Genomic DNA, 3,052 nt, shown 5'->3' on the forward strand with positions numbered 1-3,052 from the left:
CCCACGGGCGCGACCCGGTTCCGGTTCCACCGGAACTGGTAGAACGCCTCCACGTTGACGCCGCCCCCCATGCCCGTGGCGAAGCTGATCATCGGCGCGGGGATGACGGCTTCCTTGATCTGCGTTCCCGGGATCGCGAACTTCTGGAAATCCAGGGCGTTGGCGGAATCTATCCCGCCGATCCCGAAGAGGCTCTCCCCCCAGCTGATGACCTGGTTCCCCGCCCGGATCCGCGCCCTCTGGGCGCCGATGTTCATGTCCTTGCTCACCCAGAGGTCCAGCAGCTGCACGTCCCGCGCGATCTGCCGCTTCGCGTCGTCCTCGAGGTCGGTCCTCCGGGTGTCGGTCGCCTTGAAGTCGTACAGCGCGGTCCCGCGCGCCATGAACTTGAATTCCGCCGGGAACTTCAGCAGCAGCTCCGGAGTGAACTTCAGGTACGTCGTGAACAGGTCGTGCTTGTCGTAGTTCAGGTCCCCGTCGTCGCCGTTGGACGACTGGAACGTGTTCGCGTCCGGCTTCACCCGGGTGTCGCCGATCAACGCGGGGCTGCGGTCCACCATCCGCATCCCGGCGCCCAGGGTCAGCTGCATGTCCAGGCTTCCGCTGACGGAGTCGCTGGCCTGGAACTGGAACGCGTGCGCCGCGCCGGCACAGAGCATCACCACGCACACCGGCAACCACAAGCTCTTTTGTAGGGCTCTCATTCGCATCGCTCCTTTATCGCTCGCTGACCGCGCGCAGATTCTCCGCCGTGAACCAGTCCGCCTTGAACTTCGGGTGGGTCGACTCCGCGTGGTACCGCATGTCCTTGCCCGTCCCGATCGCGCTCTGGTCGCAGACGTACCGGCCGGTGACCAGGTCGTACATGACGAACGGGAAGTGGTCGATCGTGCCGCCCAGCTCCCAGATGGGGATCGGGTACCCCTCCTCCATCTTCCACAGCGCCCCGTTGGCGTCGTACTGGTCGCCGATGAGCGCCAGGTACGTGTCCTCGTCGAAGTAGAAGACGCGCTTGGGCATCGAGTGCCGCATCCCCTTCTTCACGTTCCCCTCCACCACCCACACCCGGTGCAGCTCGTACCGCCGGCTTTCGTTGGCGAGGAACTTGTTCTGGAGGACGTCGTGCAGCTTCTTCCGGAAATCGTACATGCCGAAGCTGTTGTACGGAACGTACATCTCCTTCTTTCCGAGGATCTTCCAGTCGTACCGGTCGGGGATGCTCATGTAGACCCACGCGGTGTCGATGGGGTACTGGTTCTCGAACCCGATCTGCGGCGCGTCATACGCGTACGACGGGAGGCGGCGCACCCGCCGCTGCCCCGGGAAGTAGAAGAACGATTCGCGGGGTTTTCTCGTGGAATCGCAGATCATGATCCGCTGCCCGGCCAGCGCCGCCGGCGTGTCGTATCCGAAGTCGATGCAGTACAGGAGGCCGTTCGTCTGGCTCAGGGTCGTGGTCCCCTTCCTCCCCCAGGGGTAGAACGTATGCTGGGGGCCTGCGGGGTCCAGCCACTCCGTGCTTCCCGGACGCGGTGAAACCGCCGTGGTGGTTCGGGGGAACTCGTTCCCGACACCCTTGTAGCGGGTCAGGAAGTTCCAGATGATCTCCGCACCGCTCTTGGGGAACGGGAACGGGATCCCGGGGAGGTACGCTTCTGCGAGCTGGTCGCCGCCCTTTGCGACCTTCGCTCCGGTGGCGTTCTTCCGGATGTTCGCCTCGATCCAGTCCGGGTACCCCGCGTTGCGGTGGGACGGGTAGACGTCCATCCGGTACCCCTTGGTCTGCTTGATCCACTGCACCTGTCCGGGGCTCAACTTGTCCTTGTACTTGTCCACGTTGGAGGCGTCGATGGAGAAGAGCGGCTTCTCATCCTTGAACTTCCAGTATTCGCCGCGGTACTTCCCGACCGACCAACCCGCCAGCGGAACGTCCTTCCCCTCCCAGGCCGGGATCGTCCCCTCCTTGTTCCCCGCCTTTTCCGCCCCGGCGAAGTTCAGATCCTTCCCGAGCCGGTCCAGCTCCTGCGGCGTGGCGGCGCCCCACGACGACACCGCGCTTGCCATGATGAACGCCACGACGACCACTGCTTTTCTGACCATTTCGCCCCCTCCCGCAATAAAAAGTTGTTTCCGGACGTCCGAAGGCCGCATTCTTCCCAAAACGGCCTCCGTCGATTGCGGAACATCCTCCCGCCGCACGGGATTCCCTAAATTGAGATGGAATTTGGAACGTCGTCTCAATTATGAACAGTGCCGTACCGTTCCTTCAGGATTCTCCGCACCGTTTTCAGGTCGACGTCCGGACGGGCTTCGAGAAGGCACGCGATCACCCCCGACACTCTCGCCGCGGCGAAGCTGTTCCCGCGGAAATTCCTCTCCCTCGGAACTCCCGGCAGGGACCGGGGCCACGGCGACGCCACGCACTCGTACGGCTCCTTCGGACGGTACACCAGCGTGTCCTCCCCGAGCCGGCCGTCTCCGCGGACTCCGATCACCTCGTCGTACGAAGCGGGAATGCTGGACCCGTTCGTCCCGTTGCGCGCCGACCCCACGAGGACGATTCCGCGGCGGACCGCCTCCCGGCAGATGGCCCGCAGCCCCTTGGGGTGCGGGATCGACTCCATCCCGAGGCTTAGGTTGACCACCCGGGCTCCCGAACGGATGGCGTACGCGAGAGCCGCCTCCAGGACGTCCGGAGTCGTCGAGAGGGCCCCGTCGAACACCTTGAGGGCGAAGATGTCGACGCCGGTCGCCACCTGGCGGATCACGGCGGCGATGGCGGTCCCGTGCCCGGTATCGTCCCGGTAGTCCGGCCCCCGGTGGATCCGGCCGTCCTCGCCCCGGAAGATCCTCGCTCCGTCCTCGACCCCTCCGACGTGGGAGTGGCGCGGGTTGACGCCGGAATCCACGACGACGACCCGGACGCCCCTGCCCGCGGGAGCCCCCGGCGGCCGTTCGCCCCATGGGATCGTCCGGTATTTAGACAAGGGTGCCCTCCGCGCTTCCGTCCGACCGGTTGTCGCAGACGCGCAGGAACGACCGGTACGACCCC

At 65.3% G+C, this 3,052-nt stretch carries 2 protein-coding genes and 1 pseudogene (1 of these 3 only partly in view); all 3 read right to left on the reverse strand.

Annotated features, from left to right (window positions below):
* Nucleotides 1–704 (reverse strand): annotated as a pseudogene (locus HZB86_05325) (DUF1302 domain-containing protein); it reaches 993 nt to the left of the window's first position.
* Nucleotides 705–717: 13 nt separating this feature from the next.
* On the reverse strand, nt 718–2,100 hold the full coding sequence (locus tag HZB86_05330; protein MBI5904955.1) for a DUF1329 domain-containing protein: 1,383 nt from the start codon (nt 2,098–2,100) through the stop codon (nt 718–720).
* A 137-nt stretch (nt 2,101–2,237) separates the two neighbouring features.
* Complete coding sequence (locus tag HZB86_05335) at nt 2,238–2,987, reverse strand: S8 family serine peptidase (GenBank protein ID MBI5904956.1); 750 nt, start codon at nt 2,985–2,987, stop codon at nt 2,238–2,240.
* Nucleotides 2,988–3,052: the final 65 nt, after the last annotated feature.

The sequence above is a fragment of the Deltaproteobacteria bacterium genome (genome assembly GCA_016234845.1).
Lineage (GTDB): Bacteria > Desulfobacterota > Deferrimicrobia > Deferrimicrobiales > Deferrimicrobiaceae > JACRNP01.

What these genes read in the sequence shown, in the direction of transcription:
- HZB86_05330 (MBI5904955.1), bottom strand. Translation starts at nt 2,100, where the DNA reads ATGGTCAGAAAAGCAGTGGTCGTCGTGGCGTTCATCATGGCAAGCGCG.